Source organism: Pseudomonas vanderleydeniana, from assembly GCF_014268755.2.
GTDB lineage: Bacteria > Pseudomonadota > Gammaproteobacteria > Pseudomonadales > Pseudomonadaceae > Aquipseudomonas > Aquipseudomonas vanderleydeniana.
The window spans coordinates 6,910,717-6,931,970 of sequence record NZ_CP077093.1 but is presented as its reverse complement, the minus strand read 5'-3'; the positions used below and the strand labels follow the sequence as shown (position 1 = coordinate 6,931,970).

The 21,254-nt window shown below is 66.0% G+C and carries 14 protein-coding genes; 4 read left to right on the top strand and 10 right to left on the bottom strand.

Going from position 1 to position 21,254, the window contains the following annotated elements; all coding sequences use genetic code 11:
• The first annotated feature begins 40 nt into the window (after positions 1–40).
• Entirely contained in the window at positions 41–1,123 is a 1,083-nt protein-coding gene (gcvT, locus tag HU752_RS31210; protein WP_186683579.1) for a glycine cleavage system aminomethyltransferase GcvT, read from the top strand.
• 60 nt (positions 1,124–1,183) lie between these two features.
• Positions 1,184–1,567 (top strand): glycine cleavage system protein GcvH, encoded by a 384-nt coding sequence (gene gcvH, locus HU752_RS31205; protein WP_186683580.1) that lies wholly within the window; start codon positions 1,184–1,186, stop codon positions 1,565–1,567.
• 121 nt (positions 1,568–1,688) lie between these two features.
• Here the strand turns inward: gcvH and HU752_RS31200 are convergent, their stop codons facing one another.
• Positions 1,689–2,828, bottom strand: coding sequence for a DegT/DnrJ/EryC1/StrS family aminotransferase (locus HU752_RS31200; protein WP_186683581.1), 1,140 nt, complete (start codon positions 2,826–2,828; stop codon positions 1,689–1,691).
• A 242-nt stretch (positions 2,829–3,070) separates the two neighbouring features.
• Here HU752_RS31200 and gcvP point away from each other — a divergent pair, with 242 nt between their 5' ends.
• Entirely contained in the window at positions 3,071–5,944 is a 2,874-nt protein-coding gene (gene gcvP, locus HU752_RS31195) for an aminomethyl-transferring glycine dehydrogenase (RefSeq protein WP_186683582.1), read from the top strand.
• Positions 5,945–6,013: 69 nt separating this feature from the next.
• Here gcvP and HU752_RS31190 read toward each other — a convergent pair whose 3' ends face one another.
• The 3 genes from HU752_RS31190 to HU752_RS31180 all read right to left on the bottom strand — a co-directional run bounded on the left by HU752_RS31190 (position 6,014) and on the right by HU752_RS31180 (position 7,783).
• Entirely contained in the window at positions 6,014–6,331 is a 318-nt protein-coding gene (locus HU752_RS31190; protein ID WP_026145033.1) for a DUF2388 domain-containing protein, read from the bottom strand.
• 68 nt (positions 6,332–6,399) lie between these two features.
• Positions 6,400–6,849 carry an NfeD family protein gene (locus HU752_RS31185; RefSeq protein ID WP_186683583.1) on the bottom strand — a complete coding sequence of 150 codons (450 nt, stop codon included), beginning with the start codon at positions 6,847–6,849 and terminating at the stop codon, positions 6,400–6,402.
• Between the two features lie 10 nt (positions 6,850–6,859).
• The gene (locus HU752_RS31180; RefSeq protein ID WP_186683584.1) at positions 6,860–7,783 is read right to left on the bottom strand and encodes an SPFH domain-containing protein; all 924 of its coding nucleotides are present in this window, start codon (positions 7,781–7,783) and stop codon (positions 6,860–6,862) included.
• Positions 7,784–7,939: 156 nt separating this feature from the next.
• On the opposite strand from HU752_RS31180, the gene HU752_RS31175 reads away from it, so the two are divergent.
• Entirely contained in the window at positions 7,940–8,968 is a 1,029-nt protein-coding gene (locus HU752_RS31175) for a hypothetical protein (protein ID WP_186683585.1), read from the top strand.
• A 12-nt stretch (positions 8,969–8,980) separates the two neighbouring features.
• Here HU752_RS31175 and tfpB read toward each other — a convergent pair whose 3' ends face one another.
• From tfpB to bcsQ, 6 genes are all read right to left on the bottom strand, one after another.
• A complete protein-coding gene (gene tfpB / locus HU752_RS31170) occupies positions 8,981–10,762 on the bottom strand; it encodes a type IV pilus assembly ATPase TfpB (RefSeq protein ID WP_186683586.1) in 1,782 nt (593 codons plus the stop codon).
• A 137-nt stretch (positions 10,763–10,899) separates the two neighbouring features.
• Positions 10,900–11,559 carry an SGNH/GDSL hydrolase family protein gene (locus tag HU752_RS31165; protein WP_186683587.1) on the bottom strand — a complete coding sequence of 220 codons (660 nt, stop codon included), beginning with the start codon at positions 11,557–11,559 and terminating at the stop codon, positions 10,900–10,902.
• A gap of 18 nt (positions 11,560–11,577) precedes the next feature.
• Positions 11,578–15,477, bottom strand: a complete 3,900-nt coding sequence (locus tag HU752_RS31160) for a cellulose biosynthesis protein BcsC (protein WP_186683588.1) — start codon at positions 15,475–15,477, stop codon at positions 11,578–11,580.
• Positions 15,474–17,777 (bottom strand): cellulose biosynthesis cyclic di-GMP-binding regulatory protein BcsB, encoded by a 2,304-nt coding sequence (gene bcsB, locus HU752_RS31155; protein ID WP_186683589.1) that lies wholly within the window; start codon positions 17,775–17,777, stop codon positions 15,474–15,476. The genes HU752_RS31160 and bcsB overlap by 4 nt, the downstream gene beginning before the upstream one ends.
• Entirely contained in the window at positions 17,774–19,957 is a 2,184-nt protein-coding gene (gene bcsA / locus HU752_RS31150; protein WP_186683590.1) for a UDP-forming cellulose synthase catalytic subunit, read from the bottom strand. Before bcsA ends, bcsB begins: the two co-directional genes overlap by 4 nt.
• Positions 19,954–20,985: a cellulose biosynthesis protein BcsQ gene (gene bcsQ, locus HU752_RS31145; protein WP_186683591.1), complete on the bottom strand. Its 1,032-nt coding sequence runs from the start codon at positions 20,983–20,985 to the stop codon at positions 19,954–19,956. The genes bcsA and bcsQ overlap by 4 nt, the downstream gene beginning before the upstream one ends.
• Positions 20,986–21,254 lie beyond the last annotated feature (269 nt).

Here is a 21,254-nt window from a genome sequence, read left to right as displayed (position 1 = left end):
CGCCTGTCCGCACCTTCGCCACGCCCGGAAGGAGAAACCCATGGGACAGCGCACGCCTCTGTATGACCTGCACCTCGCCCTAGGCGCGAAGATGGTCGATTTTGGCGGTTGGGACATGCCTCTGCATTACGGCTCGCAAGTCGAGGAGCACCATCAGGTGCGGCGCGATTGCGGGGTTTTCGATGTGTCGCACATGACGGTGATCGATGTCGCCGGCAGCCAGGCCAAGGCCTGGTTGCAACAGCTGTTGGCCAATGATGTCGAACGCCTCGACAGCCCGGGCCGCGCCCTCTACAGCGCCATGCTCAACGAGCAGGGCGGGGTGGTCGACGACATGATCGTCTACCGCACGGAGGCCGGTTACCGGCTGGTGGTCAACGCGGCCACCCGTGACCAGGACCTGGCCTGGATGAACGCCAGGTGTTCAGGCTTCGACGTCCAGTTGCTGGAACGCCCCGAGCTGGCGATGCTGGCGATCCAGGGCCCACAGGCCCGACATCGGATCAGCGAACTGGTGAGCCAGTCCCGTGGCCAACTGATCCAGCAGCTCAAACCTTTCGAAGGCCGCAGCGACGGCGACTGGTTCATCGCCCGTACCGGCTACACCGGCGAGGATGGCCTGGAGATCGTGCTGCCGGCCGAGCAGGCGCCGGCATTCTTCAACGACCTGGTCGGTGCCGGTATCTCGCCGATCGGCCTCGGTGCCCGTGACACCCTGCGGCTCGAGGCCGGGATGAACCTCTACGGCCAGGACATCGACCTCAATGTCTCGCCGCTGGCCGCCAACATGGCCTGGACCATCGCCTGGGAGCCGGCCTCCCGCGACTTCATCGGCCGGGCCGCCCTTGAAGCGGAAAAGGCCGCCGGACCACGGCTCAAGCTGGTCGGCCTGGTCCTTGAGGAACGGGGTGTCCTGCGCGCTCACCAGGTGGTGCGTATCGCCGATATTGGCGAAGGTGAGATCACCAGTGGTAGTTTCTCTCCTACGCTTAGCAAGTCGATTGCGCTGGCTCGTGTTCCCACGGCGACGGCGGATCGTGCCGAAGTGGAAATTCGCGGCAAATGGTACCCGGTTCGCGTGGTCAAGCCGACGTTCGTGCGTCATGGCAAGACCCTGGTCTGATTTCAATTCCGGCAGGCCCGCAGGATGGGCAGCTGATACTTTTTTCGAGGACACTGAAACATGAGCACTATCCCTACCGATCTGCGTTATGCCGAAAGTCATGAATGGGCCCGCCTGGAAGCCGATGGCACAGTGACCGTGGGTATCAGCGACCACGCTCAACAGGCGTTGGGGGATGTGGTGTTCGTCGAGCTGGCCGAAGTCGGCAAGGTCTTCGCTGCCGGCGACGCGGCAGGCGTGGTGGAGTCGGTGAAGGCCGCTTCCGATATCTATGCGCCGGTGTCCGGCGAAGTGATCGCGGTGAACGAGGAACTGGCGGACTCGCCGGAGCTGCTCAACGAAGAACCTTACGATTCATGGATCTTCAAGCTCAAGCCCAAGGACAAGTCCGAGCTGGACAAGCTGCTGGACGCCGCTGGCTACAAGGCCGTCATCGGCGAGTGACCCGGCGTCCGGTTCGCGGGCAAGCCACGTTCCTACGGATTGTGTGATGTACGCAGAAAACGTGTACGACTCAATCCTGTAGGAGCGTGGTTTACCCGCGAATCGGGCAGGCGCCTCGCTCTCAGCGTGACAGTGCGGCCTTGACCGCGGCCACCGAGCGCTCGACATCGGCCTTGGTGAGCACGTTGAACATCGGCAGCGAGACGATCAGGCGACCCACCCGCTCGGCGATCGGGAACATGCCCTCCTTGAAGCCGCGGGCGCGGTACAGGCTCAGCAGGTGGATCGACGGGTAGTGGTAGCCGATGCCGATACCCTGCTGCTTCATGTCCTCCATGAAGGTATCCCGTGCCGGACGACCGTCCTGGCGCTCAGGCAGCACCAGCTGGAACATGTGCCAGTTGCTGTGGGTGAAGTCCTTCACCGGCAGTTGTGCGCCGTACTTTTCCTCGAAATCACTGCCGAAGCACTCGAAGTAGTACTGGGCCATTGCGCGGCGATGGGCGGTGATCGCGTCGATATGGGCGAATTGCCCCAGGCCGATGGCGGCGGCGACGTCGGTCATGTTGAACTTGCCGCCGAGCACGTCCACGTCCAGCCCGTCATGGCCGGTACGGGTCACGCCCTGCAGGCGATATTTCTCGGCCAGGCGCGCTTCCTCGGCGTTGTTCAGCACCAGGCAGCCACCCTCGGACGAGGTGATGTTCTTGTTCGCCTGGAAGCTGAACGAGACGAAGTCGCCGAGGGCGCCGATCTTCTGGCCGTTCCATTCCGAACCCAGGGCCTGGGCGGCGTCTTCGACGATGCGCAGGTTGTGTTTCTTCGCGATGGCGTACAGGCGGTCCATGTCCACCGGCAGGCCGGACAGGTACACCGGGATGATCGCCTTGGTACGCGGGGTGATGGCGGCCTCGACCTTGTCCAGGTCGATGTTGCGGGTCACCGGGTCGATATCGGCGAACACCGGAGTGGCGCCGACTTCGATGATCACGTTGGCGGTGGCGACCCAGGAAATCGGCGTGGTGATGACTTCGTCACCCGGGCCGATGCCGGCGATGCGCAGGGCGATCTCCATGGTGCAGGTGCCGGAGTTGAAGGTGCGCACCGGACGTCCGCCAAAGTATTCCGACAACTGGGCTTCAAAGGCCGCGACCTTGGGACCGCTGGTGATCCAGCCGGAACGCAGCACGTCGGCTACCGAGGCGATGGTCGCTTCGTCGATGGTGGGCTTGGAGAAAGGCAGGAAAGGAAGTTGGCTCATGGGGTCGTGACGTCCGATGTTAAGGCCGGGGAAATTATCCACAGGCGGTAAAGAGTAGACAGCAATGCCGCTATGCTGCCGATCATACTGATTTGATGTGAAATTTCGGTGCTTTTTGCTGTCCTGACGCTGAACGGACGCTTCGCGGCGGCCGGGATGACGGGCTGCTATGCTGCTTGCACAGTGTTCGAAACGCGGTGCTTGCCCGTGTTGCCCAGGCGCGCCGCCAGGAGAGAGCCCTAATGTCCCAGTTGCCGTCCCTCAGCCAGTTGCGAGATTCCCAGGCCTTTCTACGTCGCCACCTGGGGCCGGATGCCGCCGAGCAGCAGGCGATGCTCGCTGCCCTTGGACTGTCGAGTCGTGTCGAGCTGATCGAGCAGACGGTACCGCCGGCCATCCGCCTGAACCGTGAGCTGGACCTGCCGGCGGCCCTCGATGAGCAGGCTGCGTTGAGCCGGTTGCGTGGCTACGCCGAGCAGAACCAGCTCTGGACCAGCCTGATCGGCATGGGCTACCACGCGACCCTGACGCCGACGGTGATCCTGCGCAACGTGCTGGAGAATCCCGGCTGGTACACCGCCTACACCCCCTACCAGCCGGAGATTGCCCAGGGTCGACTGGAGGCGCTGCTCAACTTCCAGCAGATGACCATCGACCTGACCGGCCTGGAGCTGGCCAACGCCTCGCTGCTCGACGAAGCCACCGCCGCGGCCGAGGCCATGGCCCTGGCACGGCGGGTGGCGAAGTCCAGGAGCAATCTGTTCTTTGTCGACGAGCACTGTCATCCACAGACCATTTCCGTGGTCCGCACCCGCGCCGAAGGCTTTGGTTTCGAATTGCTGGTCGGTCCTGTGGATAACTTGAGCCAGCACCAGGTGTTCGGGGCCTTGTTGCAGTACCCGGATACCCATGGCGAGGTCCGCGACCTGCGGCCGTTGATCGAGCAGTTGCATGGGCAGCAGGCGTTGGCCTGCGTGGCCGCCGACCTGTTGAGCCTGTTGCTGCTGGCGCCGCCTGGCGAGCTGGGGGCTGACGTGGTGTTCGGCTCGTCCCAGCGCTTTGGCGTGCCGATGGGCTACGGCGGGCCGCATGCGGCGTATTTCGCCACCCGCGACGAGTACAAGCGGGCGATTCCCGGGCGCATCATCGGTGTCTCCCGCGATGCCCGCGGCAACCAGGCGCTGCGCATGGCGCTACAGACCCGCGAGCAGCATATCCGTCGGGAGAAGGCCAACTCGAACATCTGCACGGCCCAGGTGCTGCTGGCCAACATCGCCGGTTTCTACGCGGTCTACCATGGCCCCGAGGGCCTGCGACGGATCGCCCAGCGGGTCCATCGGCTGACCTGCATCCTCGCCAGCGGCCTGGAGCGCCACGGTATCGTGCGGCTCAACCGGCATTTCTTCGACACCCTGACCCTCGATGTCGGCGGCAGCCAGACGGCGATTCTCGAAAGCGCCCGGGCGGCGCGGATCAACCTGCGGATTCTCGGGCGCGGCCACCTGGGCCTGAGTCTCGACGAGACCAGCGACGAAACCACGGTGGCGCGGCTGCTGGATATCTTCCTCGGGGCCGATCACGGGCTGGACGTCGCCGAGCTGGATGCCGAGAACCTGGGCGGCGGCATCCCGGATGAGTTGCAGCGGACTTCCACGTACCTGACGCATCCGGTGTTCAACAGCCATCACAGCGAAACCGAGATGCTGCGCTATCTCAAGCAGCTGGAGAACAGGGACCTGGCCCTCAATCAGTCGATGATCCCGCTGGGCTCCTGCACCATGAAGCTCAATGCCAGCAGCGAGATGATCCCCATCACCTGGCCGGAGTTCGCCCATCTGCACCCGTTCGCCCCGCGCGAACAGGCCGTGGGCTACACGGCGATGATCGCCGAGCTGGAGTGCTGGTTGTGCGCGATCACCGGTTTCGACGCGATCTGCATGCAACCCAACTCCGGGGCCCAGGGCGAATACGCCGGACTGCTGGCGATTCGCAAATACCACGAGAGCCGCAAGCAGGGCGCACGTCATATCTGCCTGATTCCGGCGTCAGCCCACGGTACCAATCCGGCCTCGGCGCAGATGGCCGGGATGCAGGTGGTGATCGTCGAGTGCGACGAGGCCGGCAACGTCGAACTGGAAGACCTCAAGGCCAAGGCCCGGGAGGCGGGTGACAGGCTGTCCTGCCTGATGGCGACGTACCCCTCGACCCATGGCGTCTACGAGGAGGGCATTCGCGAGATCTGTGAAGTTATCCACAGCCACGGCGGGCAGGTGTACATGGACGGCGCCAATCTCAATGCCCAGGTCGGCCTGGCACGTCCGGCCGATATTGGCGCCGACGTCTCGCACATGAACCTGCACAAGACCTTCTGCATTCCCCACGGAGGGGGCGGCCCGGGCATGGGGCCGATCGGCGTGCGGGCGCACCTGGCGCCTTTCGTCGCCAACCATCCGGTGGTGCCCATCGAGGGACCGTTGCCGCTGAACGGCGCGGTCAGCGCCGCGCCCTGGGGCAGTGCGAGCATCCTGCCGATCAGCTGGATGTATATCGCGATGATGGGACCGCAACTGGCCGATGCCAGCGAGGTGGCGATCCTGGCCGCGAACTACCTGGCGCAGCAACTCGGTGGCGCGTTTCCGGTGCTCTACAGTGGGCGCAATGGCCGGGTCGCCCATGAGTGCATTCTCGACCTGCGCCCGCTCAAGGCCCAGACCGGGATCACCGAGGAGGATGTGGCCAAGCGCCTGATGGACTATGGCTTCCATGCCCCGACCATGTCGTTCCCGGTGCCGGGTACGCTGATGGTCGAGCCGACCGAGAGCGAGTCCAAGGCCGAACTGGATCGGTTCATCGAGGCGATGTTGAGTATCCGTGCGGAAATTGCCGAGGTGCAGAGCGGCCACTGGCCTGCCGAGGACAACCCGCTCAAGCATGCGCCGCACACCCTGGCGGATGTCACCGAGGCCTGGGAGCGGCCGTATACCGTGGCCCAGGCGGTCGTGCCGACGGCGCACACCCGGGCACACAAGTACTGGCCAACGGTGAACCGGGTGGACAACGTCTACGGCGATCGCAACCTGTTCTGCGCCTGCGTGCCGCTGGATGACTATCGCTGAATGGGCCGTGGGATGATGAAAAACGCCGACTGATCGTCGGCGTTTTTCATCGGCTCAACCTGCTGTCGATCACTCTTCAGCCAGGGCGTTCTTCGCCAGGATCGCGTTGGCCAGCTCCATGTCGCTGGCCTTCAGGTCCGGATTGTCGGCACGCACTTTCTGCATGGCCGCTTCCAGGTACGGACCGCGGATCGCGCCGTTGCTGGCGACGAAGCTGCCGGCGTCATCCTGGGCGGCGACGACCAGCTTGTGGTCCTTGAAGGTCAGGTAGGTCGAACCGGTGGTGGCCCCGGACGAAATGACGTTGCGCCAGAAACCGTCGGCCATGGCCGAGCCAATGGGAAGAGACAGCAGTGCCACGGTGGCGACAGCATATTTGAGACGCATGATGGTTACTCCGCTGGGGGTGATATGCAGTGTTGGATCGTCCCCACCCATACGGAGTTCCATTGCCCTCATTCAAGTGTTTCGACTTGCAGCACCGTGCCGTTCTGCGCAATCACCCGCACCCGCGTGCCGACCTCGGCATCCGGCCCGGTGACCAGCCAGACGCCATCGCCGACCTTGATCTTGCCGCGTCCGCCGCTGATGGCCGAGTGCACCACGAAGCTCTTGCCGATCAGCTCATGGCCGCGCTCGTTGAGTCCCGGCTGGTCACTGGCGATGTTCGCGGCGCGCTGGCGTTTCCACCAGAGCACCGCGGTCAGTATCGACAGCACGCCGAACAGCAGGAACTGCAGGGGCCACGGCAGGCCGGGAATGACGAAGGTCAGCACGCCGACCACCGCTGCGGCGATGCCGACCCACAGCAGGTAGCCGCCGGCGCCGAACACCTCGAGGATCAGCAGCAGGGTGCCGAGGGCCAGCCAGTCCCAGAAGGACAGATGTTGCAGGAATTCCCACATGGTGCTCGCCTCAGGCCTTCTTGTTGCCGTCGAAGGTGGCCTTGACGATTTCGCCGATGCCACCGACCGCGCCAATGACCTGGCTGGCTTCCAGCGGCATCAGGATCACCTTGCTGTTGTTGGCCGAGGCCAGCCGGCCCAGGGTCTCGACGTACTTCTGCGCGACGAAGTAGTTCACTGCCTGGACGTTGCCATTGGCGATCGCCTCGGACACCACCTGGGTCGCACGGGCTTCCGCCTCGGCCTGCCGTTCGCGGGCCTCGGACTCGAGGAACGCGGCCTGGCGGTTACCCTCGGCCTCGAGGATCTGCGCCTGCTTCTTGCCTTCGGCGGTGAGGATCGCCGAGGCACGCAGGCCTTCGGCTTCGAGGATCTGCGCCCGCTTGACCCGCTCGGCCTTCATCTGCCCGGACATTGCCGCCATCAGGTCGGCAGGCGGGCTGATGTCCTTGATCTCGATCCGGGTGATCTTGATGCCCCATGGCGCGGTGGCTTCATCGACGGTGCGCAGCAGGCGCTCGTTGATGGTGTCGCGCTGGCCGAGCATGGCATCGAGCTCCATGGAGCCGAGTACGGTACGGATGTTGGTCTGCAGCAGGTTGCGGATGGCGTGTTCGAGGTTGTTCACCTCGTACGCGGCCTGGGCGGTGTTGACCACCTGGAAGAAACACACGGCGTCGATCTGCACCGTGGCGTTGTCGGACGTGATGACTTCCTGCGGCGGGATGTCCAGCACGCTTTCCATCACGTTGATCTTGCGACCGATGCGGTCCATGACCGGGACGATGATGTTCAGGCCCGGCTTGAGGGTGGTGGTGTAGCGGCCGAAGCGTTCCACCGTCCACTGGTAGCCCTGGGGTACGACCTTGAACCCCATGAAGACGATGGCGATGGCCAGGCCGACGAAGAGCAGAAGTACGCTACCGATTTGCATGACGATTCCCTGTTCAAGTGATTACCGAGGTACCGATAATGAGCTGATTGTAGCGGCTCTGGCCCCGGAATAAGTGTGTCATTTGTGTTCAAGCCTGTAGGACGCAGCCCGTGCTAAGGTGCGAGCCATCGACCCTGCCGCGAGCACCCGATTGCGATGATCTTCGGCCCCGATCCGTCCGCCATCCTGTTCATTTTCCTGTTGGCCGCGCTGGCCATGGTCAGCGTGATCGGATTGCTGTGGGTACTGGTGGCCCTGCTGTTCGCGCGCACGCGCCGTCATCTGCGGCGCAATCCCTGGCGCTATGGCTGCCTGATCGTGGTGGGACTGGTATTCGCCGGGCTGGGCGCAACGATGTTGCGCGATTTCCAGCGCATGGAGGCCGAATCCGAGGCCGAGCGCCAGGCACTGAACCCGCGCCTGGAGACCGGGCTGCAACTGGGGGAACTGAGTTTCCCGGCGGGCAGCCAGGCTCATCTGGGTACCCTCGATCCCGAGGACTGGCAGGGCAACCCCCAGCCCCATGGCCTGGAGAGCCTGAAGTCGATCGAACTGGCGGCGCCCCTGGACGTATTGGGGATGCCGGTGTCGGCGATCGACTTCTCGCCGGGCTACAGCGAATCCGGCATGCGCCTGGAGCATGACCAGGTGGTGGAGGGCTGGTCCTGCAGCGCCGGTGTCTGGACGAGTTTCAGCCGCGACAGCGAGGACACGTACCGGCCGAGTCGCTGGCGTTTCAAGCAGTGCACCCTGGTGCCCGACGTGACGGTGGCAGGCGTGGCCTGGCCGGCCGGGACCATTGTGAGTGGCGATGGGCGGGGCTGGATGTTGCGGGCCGAGGATGCCGACAACCTGGAGATCGCCCTCGACGGCTTGCGGCTGTCCGCGCTGCGCATGTACCTCGACGGACAGCGCCGCATTGACAGTTGGGAAGGGCAACTGGCAAGGCCGGCCACGTTGGGCGAGTGGCTTTATCCACAGGGTACGCGGGTTCGTGGCGACGAGCGCGGTGCCCGGTTGTTCAGCCCGACCGGTGAGCTGGACGCGATCAATCAGCGTACGGGCGAGAAGGTCGCCGAGGGACGCTCGATCCTCCAGCGACGTGGTGACGCAACCCCGGTGGAGGTCAGGCCCAACAGCGAGGTCGGGGTGATCGACTGGTTCGTCATCACCCCGGAGAAATGAGCCTGCGCTCGCTCAGCGCTGTTCGCTCTGGGGCGTGACCCGCAGCACTTCCTCGATGGTGGTCAGTCCCGCCGCGACCTTCTGTGCGCCGGACAGGCGCAGGCTGCGCATGCCTTCCTTGAATGCCTGGCGGCGCACCGCCAGCAGGTCGGTGTCGGCATGAATCAGTGCCTTGATGCTGTCGCTCAGTTGCATGATCTCGTAGACCCCGGCGCGCCCGCGGTAGCCGGTGTCGCGACACTCCAGGCAGCCGACCGCCTGTTGCGCGCCGCTGGGCAGGGGCGCCTGCCAGGGGCGGGTGAGGACCTGCCAGTCCTCTTCGGACAGGTTCTGCGGCGCCTTGCAGTGCGGGCACAGTGTGCGCACCAGGCGCTGGGCCATGACCCCGAGCACCGTGGCCTTGATCAGGTAGTGCGGCACGCCGAGTTCGAGCAGGCGACTGATGGCGCTCGGTGCATCGTTGGTGTGCAGGGTCGACAGCACCAGGTGCCCGGTCAGTGCGGCCTGGATCGCCATCTCGGCGGTTTCCAGGTCGCGGATCTCGCCGATCATGATGATGTCCGGGTCCTGGCGCATCAGCGCGCGTACGCCGCTGGCGAAGGTCAGGTCGATGTTGTGCTGGACCTGCATCTGGTTGAAGGCCGGCTCGACCATCTCGATCGGGTCCTCGATGGTGCAGAGGTTGACCTCGGACGTCGCCAGTTTCTTCAGGGTGGTGTACAGCGTGGTGGTCTTGCCCGAACCGGTGGGCCCGGTGACCAGGATGATGCCATTGGGCTGGCGAGTCATGTCCTGCCAGCGGCGCAGGTCATCGGCGGAGAAACCCAGTTGATCGAAGTCCTTGAGCAGCACCTCCGGGTCGAAGATCCGCATCACCATCTTCTCGCCGAACGCGGTCGGCAGGGTCGACAGGCGCAGTTCCACTTCCCCGCCGTCGGGGGTCTTGGTCTTGACCCGGCCGTCCTGGGGCTTGCGCTTTTCCGCGACATTCATCCGGCCCAGGCTCTTGAGCCGGCTGACGATCGCCATGGTCACCTGGGGCGGGAACTGGTAGACGTTGTGCAGCACGCCGTCGATGCGAAAGCGCACGGTGCCCTGTTCCCGCCGCGGCTCGATGTGGATATCGCTGGCGCGCTGCTGGAACGCGTACTGGAACAGCCAGTCGACGATGTTGACGATGTGCGCGTCGTTGGCGTCCGGCTCCTGGTCGCTGGCGCCAAGGTTGAGCAACTGTTCGAAGTTGCCCAGGTTGTGGCCTTTTTGATCGACCATGCTGGCGCCGCTGACCGATTTGGCCAGGCGGAAGAACTCCACGGTGTAGCGCTGGATGTCCACCGGGTTGGCCACCACCCGCCGGATCGGCAGCTTGAGCACGTGGCTCAGGTCGGCCTCCCAGCCGCGTACGTGGGGCTGGGCACTGGCCACGGTCACGCTGTCGCGGTCGACCGCCACGGCGAGGATCTTGTGGCGCTGCGCGAAGGCGTAGGACATCAGCGGCATGATCGCGGCGACGTCGATCTTCAGCGGGTCGATGCGCAGGTACGGCTGGCCGGCCTGCTGGGCCAGCCACAGGGTCAGGTTCTCCAGGTCCAGCGGCTTGCCGGGACGGCTCAGGTCGGGCAGGTGCTGGCTGGCGATGAATTCCAGGGGGTGCAACTGGCTGTTCTGCGAGTTGCGCCGGGTGGTCATGGCGTGTTCGGCCGAGTCCTGGCTGATGAAACCCTGGCTGACCAGTTCGCGCAGCAGTTCATTGAGGTCCAGCCAGCGATCCGGGTTGAGAGAGGCAACGGGCATGCGAGCTCCTGTTCGGGCGGTCAGTAGTCCCTGTCTGACCGTAAGATGCCAAGAATAGTCGCGAGGTTACCTGACGTCTGTGCCGATACCGGAACGAAGCGTGTGATTTTTCCCTGCGAGCAGCCGCGCCTCACGATTCACTTGCCGGGCGGTCGTGGCAACGGCGTCTGCAGCAGCGCCTTGACGATGGCCGCGCTCCAGTCCCTGTAGCCGGTGAGGGTCAGGTGCTGGCCGTCGATGGTCGCCCACTGGCCCTTGCCGGAGAATTGCAGCGAGTCGATGTAGCGGCAGGGGGCGACGCTCTTGCCGAGGAAATCCGACATCGTCCGTACCCGCTCGTAGGTCTTGCCGTACTTGCCACCCTCGCTGCCCCAGCTCGGCCCGACCCAGACACAGGGGCTGTGGTGGGCGGCGATGGCCTTGACCAGGCTGTTGGTCTGCTGCCAGATCCAGGCCTTGGGGAAGCTCGGCTTGTCGTAGCTGGCCATGGTGTCGCCCATGACGATCACGGTGACATCCGGTTTGTCGCTGTCGAGCAGCTGGCCGATCGGCTGGGTGCTGGCGCTGTCCAGCACCGTGGCCTCGGCGCTGCCCCGGCGTTCGGCGCCGCCGCAGGGGCTGGGGGTCGCCTTGAGCCAGTCGCCGGCGCTGGCCCCGCAGACACCCAGGGAGTGTACCAGGGCACCCTGGCGGGTCAGGGCGTCGTGCAGCGGGTTGAGCAGGAAGTCGGGGGTCGCCAGGTGGCTGTCGCCAATGATCAGGAAGGTCAGGCCCGCCAGGGCGGATGAGGTGGCCATGCTGCACGCTCCGGCAGGTCAGTTGGAGTAGGGCGAACGGTACGGGCTGACCGGCAGGGCCATCGGCCCGCTGATCTTCTCGAACAGGTAGCGCAGGTACAGCGAGGCGTTGATCTCGCGATAGTCCTGGGCGTTGTCCACGCCCATCTCGCCGCCCAACAGCAGGTGCGAACCGAGGCGATACTCGCCTGCCGCGTTCAGGTTATAGCCGACCCCGGTGCTGCTTTTGCCGGGGTAGGTGAGGTTGTTGGCGGCTTGCTCGGCGCTGTGTCCGGGAAAGTAGTCGGCGCCTTTCTGGTTGATGTACTGCACCCCCAGCGCGCCGTTGAGCCGGTAGCTGAAACGGTCGGAGCGCTGCGACCAGTTGACCGGCACCGCCACGGAGAAGAACGTCTGCGGGCTGAAGTAGCCGCCGTGGCCGTAGGTGAAGAAACCCTGGTTGTTCTCATAGGACAGCACCAGGGTGCTCAGGCCCACCGTCAGCTTCTCGTCGGGCTGGTTGTCCAGGTACCAGTAGATGCCGCCGCCCAGTTCGGCGCGGGTGTTGTCCTCGACGTTGTTGCCGACCAGTTTGTGCAGGGCGCCATAGCCGTAAAGTCCGACTTCCTGGTCGTCGTAGCCGAGCAGTGCGCGGCCGCCATTGGCCGTCACGCCGCCCCAGGTGACGCCGGTACGACGGTCCTGGGTGCCGGCGAAGGAGGTCAGGCTGTCGGTGACCGGCCGGCGCGACAGGGCGATGCTGTAGTGCATGTTCGGGCTGGACACCATCGGTTGTTCAAGGCTGATGCCACCGATCACGGTGTTGTAGGTGAAGCCCACGGGGCTGACGCCGATGTCCGCCTTGATCCCGTGCGGCGGGCTCTCCACGGCGACCGCCAGCCCGACGCCGTTGGCCTGCTGCGAGCCGGGAGAGCCGCTGGGCAGGCCGCTGCCGAAGCGGCCGAGGCTGTAGTCGTGGGCGCTGCCGGCGTGCAGCGAGACCGGTGTCACCCGCAGTGCGACGCGGTTGTCGCCGGCCGGCAGGTTGGCTTCGAACGGCGCCTCGACGTCGGTCAGCTTGCTCAGGCCCGGCTCGTTGTTGTTGCTGCGCACGCTCAGGCCCTGGGCCACATAGCCGCTGCGTTCCTGGAGGATGTCGTTCAGCGCCCGTTGTGTCGGGCTCAGTTCCTCTGGCGCGGCCTCGCCTGGACGGCGGCCGGCGAAGGGGTTGCCGGCCGGTGCCGGGTCATCCTCCAGAAGGCTGTCGGCGCTGCCATACAGCGGCGTGGTCAGGGACGGATCGGCTGGCATGGTGTCGGCCGACTCACTGGCGGTACGCAGCGGATCTTCCGCGCGCGCCACCACCCGACGTGGCTGGCCGGGCAGGTCGAGGAAGGGATTGTCGCCGTCGCTGTCCGTCGTACCGAACGGCGGATTGGCGCGTCGCTGGCTGCCCTCGATGGCTACCGCCTGACGCAGCAGTTCGGCGGCCTCGCTGCTGCGGCCCATGGCGCGATAGGTGGTGGCGGCGCTGGTCAGCACCTTGGGCACGCCCGGCTTGAGTGCCAGGGCGGTCTTGAGGGCCTTTTCGGCCCGCGCATTGTCGTGGGCCTGGGCCGCTAGGCTGGCGACGCTCAGTTGCAGGTCGGCATTGCGCGGATCGTTTTCCAGCAGCGGCTTGTACAGCGCCATGGCCTTGGCGTTGTTGCCGTTGGCGCTGTACAGCCGCGCCAGTGCCGCGTTCGCCTGGGGATCGCGCGGCGACTGGCGCAGGATCGGCTTGAGCATGTCGTAGGCGGCGACCAGGTTGCCTTTTTCACGCAACTGGTCGGCCTGTTTGATCCGGTACAGCTTCACCAGGGCGGCGTAGTGACGGCGATCGCTGTCGCTCAGGCGGGTCCCCTGCAGGTTGCGCAGGATGTCGGCGGCGTCGTTGTCCTGCTCGGCCTTGAACAGGATGTCGGCGTAGAGCAGTTGCAGCTTGCTGTCGGGGTTGGGCGAGCGCTCCACCAGGTCGCGCATCAGGGCCACGCCCTGTTGCGGCTGGCCGGCGTCGATATAGGCCGAGGCGAGAATCGCCACGCGCTCGGGTTTGCCCTCGGCCAGGGCCTGGCTGCGGGCGAGCAGTGCCTGGGCTTCCTGGCGCTGGCCGCGACGCAGGTTGGCGACGGCGGCTTCGGTCTGCACGTGCAGGGCGATCTCCTTGCCGAATTCGTCCATTGCCCGGCTACGACGGGCCGGCGGTATGCGCGCGAGGCTGGCCTGGGCGTCTTGCCATTCGCCCAGCTGCGCTGCCAGCAAGGTACGGGTGTAGAGCGCGTCGGGCTGGTCGGGGTGGCGCTTGAGCAGGTCATTGATCTGGTCGCGGGCGGCCTGGGTGCGGCCCCGGCCGAGGTAGATCCGGGCCAGGGCGAAGCGGGTCCAGGCGTTACCGGGATCATCCGTGAGCGCCTGTCGGTAGGCCTGCTCGGCGGCCTTCAGGTCGCCGCGTTGTTCGGCCACGCGGGCCACCTGGGTCGCGCGCAGTGAGCGGATCGGGACCTCGGCATTCAGCCGCGCCTGGGCTGCGGGCGACAGCGAGTCGATCAGCTTCAGCGCTTCATCGGCCTTGCCCTGTTGCGCCAGGACCCCGACCAGGCCGTTGAGGGCCTGAGGGTCGTCGCGATGGTTGGCAAGGATGCGCCGGTAGGCCGCCTCGGCCTTCGCCAGTTGTCCTTCCTGCGCCTGCAGGTTGGCCAGCGCCACCTGGCTGGCCGGCTGCCCGGGGCTCTGGCTGGCGGCCTGTTCGATCATCTTGCGCGCCTGGTCCTGGCGTCCGGCTTTCCGGGCAGCGGTCGCGCCGGCCATCAGTCGCCAGTAGCGCACGTTATCCAGCGCCTGGCGCCAGGGATGTCCGGCTGGCTGGCGAGTGGCCCGGACCAGCAGGTCTTCGGCTTCGTCCAGTCGCTCCTGCTTCTGCCGTACGATGCCCAGGCCGCCCAGTGCGTCGGGGTCGTCGGGTTTATCCTGGAGGCGAGCCTGGAACGCCTGCTCGGCGGCCGCCAGGTCGCCGGCTTCAAGGGCCTGCAGGCCGCGCGCGTCCAGTGGGTCACGACGCCAGGCTGCGGCCTTGGCGGTGCTGGCGTTGCTGCGGGTGAGGGCCTTGCCCTTGTTCATCAGCTCGCGGATCTCCCGGTCGTCCGGGTGGGCGGCGAGGAACTGTTCGAACAACGGCACCTGCGCCGGTGCCGGTGGGCCGATCCAGGTCAGCGCGAAGCGCCAGGTCTCGTTGGCGTCGCTGCCGACCTCCTTGTCCCGGGCCAGCACGGCCAGGCGGCGAATGCCCTCGGCACGGGTGTCGAGGTTGCGCACCATGTGCTTGGCCAGGAACAGTGCCGCGGCGCGGTCATCGGGGTGTTCGCGCAGCAGCCGTTCGAGGCCGGTACGGGCCTCCTGCTCGCCGCCGCGGGTGTAGCCGAGCAGAAAGTAGAACTCGCGGGCCAGGTCACCCTGCGGTTGGCGGCCGTTGAACAACTGCCGGTAGACCTTCACCGCTTCGTCGTACTGGTTGCCGTCGACCAGTTTCCGCGCCCGGGCCAGCAACTGCGCCTGCTCGTCGCTGCCCAGGGCTATGTCCTGCTCCAACTGCCGTGCCTGGCGCGGCGGCGGTACCAGTGCCTGCAGGCGGGCCAGGTACTTGCGCGCTTCGTCCGGGCGCTTGAGCTGCATGTTGCCCAGGCCCAGGCCGTAAAGCGCCTCGGGTTGGTCGGGGGCGAGCAGCAGCAACTTGTTCCAGGCATCCATCGCCCGATCGGGATTGTGCTGGGCCTGCCAGTAGCGGCCCTGTTCGATCAGTTGCGCCTGTGGATCATCGGCCCGGGCGGCGGTGCTGGCCAGGGCGACCAGCAGCGCCAGCGGCAGGGTCCGGCGCAGGCTCGTGCGCCTCGCCAGCCGGCTCATGACAACCGCCGCTTGGCCTGGGCCCGCAGGCCGAGGAAGATCAGTGCACAGAGCAGGGCGAAGCCGAGCAGCACGCTGAACAGCAGCCAGCCGACATGCCGTGACAGCAGCAGTTGCAGATGGCGGAACCAACCCAGGTGGCCGACGTAGTACGGCTGGTCGGCGGTCAGGCTGGTGACCTGCTTGTCCTGCACCACCGCCAGGCGGCCCTGGATCTGCTCCTTGTAGTCGTCGCCGCCGATCATCGCCGCTGTCACTTCTTGCAGGCGGGCCGGTTCGCTGCTGGCGATCACCACCACGCTGCGCCCACCCTTGAGCGGTGATTCGAAACCGGCGAGGTAGGGCGTGCCGCTGCCCGACCAGGCCAGGGCCGTGCGGGTCTTGCGGATCGCCGCCTCGGTGTCGGGGCTGAACCAGTCGTGGATACGCAGCGCCAGGTCGCTCAGGTCGAAGAAGTGGTGGCTGCTTTCGCTGCGTGCCGGCAGTGCGTCGGCCCAGCGCTTGAGCAGCGGCTGGTCGCCACCGGCGGCCAGCACCAGCAGGTCCTTGTCGCCGACCGTGTCGATGTCGCGGGCCTGGATGAACTGCACGCCGGTCGTTGGGTAGCCGGTGGAATCACCGAAACGGCCGAACACGGTGAGGTAGGCGCTGAGCAGCTCGGGAGCGGGATTGTCGGGCATGACCACTGCGGTTTCCGAGAGATCGGCGAGGCGGGTGAAGGGGAAGCCGCTGTCGCGGAACTTGGCCAGGTCGGGCATCGGCGTGTAGTGGTCCAGGCCGCTGAGGTCCAGGGTCGAGTCCGGTTCGATCTGGCCGCGCATGTCCTCGACGATGACGTCGCGGCATTCGCCCTGTTTCACGTAGTCGTACATGTAGCGCAGTTGCAACTGGGCCTTGAAGGTGGAGATGTCCAACGGCAGGAACATGCTCGCTTCGCGCGGCAGGCTGTCATCGGTCTTCAGCCACTCCAGCCACTTCGGCGGGTTGTCCAGGTTGGCGACCGACGGTAACTGCATCGAGCGGATCAGGTGGTCGTTGAGGTGCACCAGCAGCGCCGAATTGGTCGAAAACTGTTGCGGGGTGTAGCGGTACCGGAGCTGCAGCGGCACGCCACGGTTGCGCCATTCGAACAGGTCCGGCGGCAGGCGCAGCGGTACGATGATCTCGCGTGGGTTGTAGCCGGAGACGTGCAGTTGCTGGGCATCCACCAGTTCGCCGAGCTTGACCGGTCGATCGGTCGGCAGCCAGTTGGGCGCATCGTAGGGCAGCCTTGCCGGCACCGGATCGAGTCGATCGATCAGTGCGGTCGCCCCGGACAGTGCCTTGCTGCCCAGGGCGACGGCGAGGGCGGCGGTCTTCAGTTCCGCATCGTTGCGCCCGCTGATCACCAGCAGCTTGCCGTACGGGTCGTTGGGGTTGGTCATCATGGTCACGCTGGCGCCGGTGGCCGGGTTGCCCGACAGTTCGCCCAGGGGCAGTGCTTCACGGCGGGTCACCAGCACGATGGCATTACCCCTGGCCGGCAGTTGGCCGATGCTGGCGGGGAAGGTCGCGGTGCGGTAGCTGGCCAGCGCGCCGAACTTCGACGACAGCGCGGCAGCGGCCTCCAGCTTGGCGAGGCTGGGCGACGTGTCGAAGACGAACGGCAGCGTCAATGGCCGGGCATCGTGGCGATCGAAAAACGGTGCCGGCAGCAGGGCCAGGTCGTTCTTCAGGGCGATCGGTGAATACTGGATGTTCAACTGGCTGTCATTGCTGACCCTGGCCCACAGGCTCGAATGCAGCGGGTCTTCACACTGCATGGTGTAGTGGCCGATCAGTTGCAGGTCGAGCCGGTTGAAGTCGGTGATCAGCCGCGCCGGTATTTCCACCACCTTCTCCAGGTCCTTGCCGGCTTCCTCCTTGGGCAGCGGCAGGCTGGCGGCGACCTTGTCGTTGACCAGTACGTTGAGCTGCGACAGCTCGGTCAGCATCGACGGTGAATAGCTGAAGCGCAGCACCAGCTGCAGGCCGGTGACGACCTGGTCGGTACGGATGCCGAAGTCGGCGCTGTCGGTGGACTCGACACCCCTGAGGTACATCGGGTCGCGGCGCCCGAGCTGCTTGAAGCTCAGGCTGTAGCGGTTGCCTGGGGTGGCCGGGGCCTCGGCACTGCTGGCGGGCATGCCTGCCGGGCTGCCGTGAACCTCGGCCTGCGGCAGCGCCCAGCCGGTGTCGGGGAGCAGGCTGCGGCAGGCCAGCAGTGCCAGGGCGAAACGGATGCAGCGTCCGGCGCTGCCAACGGAGGAGGTCGTGGTCATGGCGTGTCCAGGGCGGAGGGTGGGGAGGAGCGGCGGGCCAGGGGCAGCAGGCGCACGGTGGCCCTGAGCAGTTCGGCGATGCCATGCAGGCCGATGGCGCTGACTTCACGCAGGGCAGCCAGCGGCGAGTCCGGTTTGCCGGTGCCCCAGCTCATCGCCCAGGTGTCGGCGCGGGCGAAGGTCAGGTGGACCAGGTCACTCTGCTGGCGCAGGGTCAGGGGGTCGAACTGGATACCGAGATTGCGGCCCTGGCTGGACACCACGGTGCCGTCGAAGTCGTAGCGTTGTTCATGGCGGAACAGCGAGACCCGCAGGCGTTCGCCGCGCGCGATCGACTGGCCCTCTGCGAGCCGCAGGCCCAGGCCATGCTGAGAGAAGTCCTCGGTGATGCTCTGCAGCAGCCGGCCGTCAGCCCGTTGCAGGCTGACCGGCAGTTGCGCCTCGACCCTGGGCTCGCTGCGGATCTGCCGGCTTTCGCTGGCGACCGCCAGGGCGGCACTGGTGACCATCACGTTGTACAGCGCCCACAGCTGGTTGAGCAGCACGGTGATATCGGTGGTGTCGTCGGCACCGAGGTAGTCGTAGATCCCGAACAGGACGCCGGCGATGTTCAGGAGCAGCAGCACGATATAGGGGCGGGCCATCTTCCAGTCGAAGAACTCCGGGTGCAGGTCGCCACCCTTGTCGGTGACGTTGAAGTGCCCGGAGCGCGGCCGGATCATCGCCATCAGCACCGGCGGCAGGATGTACCAGGCCAGTACCGTCTCGTAGACCTCGTTCCAGTAGGAGTGGCGGAACCGCCCCTGGATACGCGAGTTGGTCAGGTTCGCCAGCAGCAGGTGCGGGAACGCGTAGGCGGCGACCATCAGCGGGGCGGCATGGAAGATCTGCGCGCCGAAGATCAGGTAGGCCAGCGGCGCGGTGAGGAACACCATGCGCGGAAAACCGTAGAAGAAGTGCAGCATGGCGTTGGTGTAGCAGACACGCTGGCCGAGGGTCAGCCCACGGCCGAGCATGGGATTGTCGGTGCGGAAGATCTGGGTCATGCCGCGCGCCCAGCGAATACGCTGGTTGATGTGCCGCGACAGGTTCTCGGTGGCCATGCCGGCGGCCTGGGGCAGGGCCAGGTAGGCGGTGTTGTAGCCGGCGCGGTTGAGCTTGAGCGAGGTGTGGGCGTCCTCGGTCAGGGTGGTTTCGTCCATGCCGCCGACGGCCTCCAGCGGTGCGCGCCGCATCAGGGCGCAGGAGCCACAGAACATCGCCGCGTTCCACAGGTCGTTGCCGTCCTGCACCAGCCCGTAGAACAGCTCGCCCTCGTTGGGGACCGAGTGCCAGGTGTCGAGGTTCTTCTCGAACGGATCGGGCGAGAAGAAGCAGTGCGGGGTCTGCAGCATCGCCAGCCGTGGGTCCTTGAGGAACCAGCCCATGGCGATCTGCAGGAAGGAACGCGACGGTACGTGGTCGGCGTCGAAGGCGGCGATGTATTCGCCCTGGGTGACCCGCAGCGCGGCGTTGAAGTTGCCGGCCTTGGCGTGCAGGTTGGTGTCACGCGTGAGGTAGTGGGCGCCAACGCTTTCGCAGAACTCGCGAAACTCCTCGCGGTGCCCGTCGTCGAGCACATGGACCCTGAGCTTGTCCTCCGGCCAGTCCAGTCCCTGGGCGGCGAACACCGTAACCTTGACGATCTCCAGCGACTCGTTGACGGTGGTGATGAACACGTCGACGCTCGGCCACTGCTCGGGAGCCTGCTCGAGCAGGATCGGTCGGCGCCGCAGCGGCCAGGCGGTCTGCACGTAGCCGAAGACCAGCACCACCAGCGCGTAGAGTTCGGCCGCCACCAGGGTGTAGCCGAACAGGGTGTCGTGGAAGTTCTCCAACTGCAGGGTTTCGCTCAGACGCCAGTACATGTAGCGCAGCGAGGCGATCAGCGACAGGCTGATCATCGCGATGATCGGCAGGCGCCCCTCGAAGCGCCGCAGCACCAGCGCGGCAACCACCAGCAGCAGGCCGAGCAGGGCCTGCTGGGACAGGCTCGCCGGGGCGCTGATCACCCCGGCCAGTACCACCGTGCAGAGCAGGGCGGCGCTCCAGAGGATTGTCCGGCGCAGGCGGCCGGGCCACTGCCGGGCATGCCGGAGGCTACTGCCGAGCAGACGCTCGACGCGACGTTCGAGGGTCATGACAGGCGTGGCTCCAACTGGTCATGGAGTTTGTCGGCGATGGCCAGGATGTCCTGGCAGCCGCGGGCGTCGGCGCTCTGCTCGAACGGATTGCATTCGTAGGCCAGGGCTTCGGCGATGGCCTCGTCCCAGGCGACGCTGCCGAGCAGTTGGGGCCTGAGCTGGTTTTCGAGGATCTGCGCGATATCCACGGACAGCGCATGGGAGCTGTCCACGCCGTTGATCACGAAGCGACAGCTGGCGGGCCGCTCGCCGCCCAGGTGAGGGGCGAGGGTGTCGACCAGGTGTTCGAGCGCGGCGTGGGAGGCGGCATCGGGGCGGACCACGGCGACGATCAGGTCGGCCAGGCGCAGCGCCTGTTCCTGGAACACGCTGCTGCCGGCGGGGGTGTCGATGATCAACGTGTCGTGTCGGCCAAGGTTCAGATCGGCCAGGTGCCGGGCCAGCCAGTGCGGGTCATCCTCGAGCTGGCGTTCGAGGCTGTGCAGCTGCTGTGGCTCGCTTTCGCCGAAGGGCAGCAGCCGGGTGCTGGCGTAGCCGGTCTGGGCGAGTTCCTGCCAGCCGCGGCGCTCCAGGCTGGCGCGGCAGATGCCCGTCGCCTGGGGAAAGATGCCCAGGTGCCGGTATTGGGCGTTCTGCGCGTCGAGTTCGAGAACCACGGCCTGGCGGTCGGCGCCGTTGAGCAGGATCGCCAGCAGACTGGCCAGGGTGCTGCGGCCTACGCCGCCGCGGGTCGAGACCACCGCGACAATCCGTGCCGCGACGTGGGGCATGACGCGGGCCTGCCGGTGTTCTTCGGCCTTCGCCTGGCGCTGCTGGGCGAGGTCGGTGAGCAGCATGCGCAGGGAGGGTGATGCCTCTGCGGACACGCCGGGCTTGGCCTGGGCAGGCGGAGTGGGAGGCGGTGGAGTGGGAAGGGGTTTTTCGGTGAAGGCCCGGCGGGTCCCCTCGATTTCCCGATAGCGCTCGGTGTTGGCCCCGAACTTGCGCATCAGGTTTCTAACATCATCGTCATCTGAAGGCTGCATGACAGTATCCGTACCATTCCAGAAGATCTTGAAAGGGGACAGATACGGCTAATCACACAATGCCGTCGTACTGCGTGCCGTGAGGCAATCGATGGTGTTCTTAAAGTGTCGCCTGTGTGTCGTGCCGATAGAACCCAAGGGACTTGAAGATGTTCCCGGCGGTTTTATCGAGCGGGTCAGATTCAAATGTAGACCAGATTTTCCGCTGCAAGGAAATTTTGCTGGGCGAGCGCGGGGGCTGCCTTTGAGCTGTGGTGGGAGATTCTATG

Excerpts from the sequence above, each read along its gene's own strand:
- gcvT (WP_186683579.1), top strand. The coding sequence starts at position 41 with ATGGGACAGCGCACGCCTCTGTATGACCTGCACCTCGCCCTAGGCGCG.
- gcvH (WP_186683580.1), top strand. The coding sequence starts at position 1,184 with ATGAGCACTATCCCTACCGATCTGCGTTATGCCGAAAGTCATGAATGG.
- HU752_RS31200 (WP_186683581.1), bottom strand. The coding sequence starts at position 2,828 with ATGAGCCAACTTCCTTTCCTGCCTTTCTCCAAGCCCACCATCGACGAA.
- gcvP (WP_186683582.1), top strand. The coding sequence starts at position 3,071 with ATGTCCCAGTTGCCGTCCCTCAGCCAGTTGCGAGATTCCCAGGCCTTT.
- HU752_RS31190 (WP_026145033.1), bottom strand. The coding sequence starts at position 6,331 with ATGCGTCTCAAATATGCTGTCGCCACCGTGGCACTGCTGTCTCTTCCC.
- HU752_RS31185 (WP_186683583.1), bottom strand. The coding sequence starts at position 6,849 with ATGTGGGAATTCCTGCAACATCTGTCCTTCTGGGACTGGCTGGCCCTC.
- HU752_RS31180 (WP_186683584.1), bottom strand. The coding sequence starts at position 7,783 with ATGCAAATCGGTAGCGTACTTCTGCTCTTCGTCGGCCTGGCCATCGCC.
- HU752_RS31175 (WP_186683585.1), top strand. The coding sequence starts at position 7,940 with ATGATCTTCGGCCCCGATCCGTCCGCCATCCTGTTCATTTTCCTGTTG.
- tfpB (WP_186683586.1), bottom strand. The coding sequence starts at position 10,762 with ATGCCCGTTGCCTCTCTCAACCCGGATCGCTGGCTGGACCTCAATGAA.
- HU752_RS31165 (WP_186683587.1), bottom strand. The coding sequence starts at position 11,559 with ATGGCCACCTCATCCGCCCTGGCGGGCCTGACCTTCCTGATCATTGGC.
- HU752_RS31160 (WP_186683588.1), bottom strand. The coding sequence starts at position 15,477 with ATGAGCCGGCTGGCGAGGCGCACGAGCCTGCGCCGGACCCTGCCGCTG.
- bcsB (WP_186683589.1), bottom strand. The coding sequence starts at position 17,777 with ATGACCACGACCTCCTCCGTTGGCAGCGCCGGACGCTGCATCCGTTTC.
- bcsA (WP_186683590.1), bottom strand. The coding sequence starts at position 19,957 with ATGACCCTCGAACGTCGCGTCGAGCGTCTGCTCGGCAGTAGCCTCCGG.
- bcsQ (WP_186683591.1), bottom strand. The coding sequence starts at position 20,985 with ATGCAGCCTTCAGATGACGATGATGTTAGAAACCTGATGCGCAAGTTC.